The 287-nt window shown below is 45.3% G+C and carries 1 pseudogene; it reads left to right on the top strand.

The annotated features are described in order from the left end of the window. Positions 1 to 287: pseudogene (locus tag WFK35_RS23340) on the top strand (DUF11 domain-containing protein); the annotation flags it as partial.

The raw sequence follows: 287 nt of genomic DNA, 5'->3' as shown, positions 1-287 counted from the left end.
TGCTATTGATAACCCTACAGGAAATGTGACGGTAACCTCAACAAAAGCTGTAACAGCCGGAGTAAACGGAGGATACAGTACCGCAGGTTACGGTGGGTATTTTGCAGGATTCTCTTCAATTCCTTTAATTGCAAAACAGACAGGAGACTGTATTCCGGGGATTATCCTTGAAGTGGACGACAGCTATGAAACTTATCAGTGGTATCTGAACGGAAACCCGATTCCCGGAGCTACACAAAACGTCTACACGCCTACCGTAGCCGGAAATTATACCGTGAAAGTAACCA

The sequence above is a fragment of the Chryseobacterium sp. VD8 genome (assembly GCF_037149975.1).
GTDB lineage: Bacteria > Bacteroidota > Bacteroidia > Flavobacteriales > Weeksellaceae > Chryseobacterium > Chryseobacterium indicum.
Note: the sequence above shows the minus strand (reverse complement) of the source record. Positions and strands in the feature narration are given on the sequence as shown.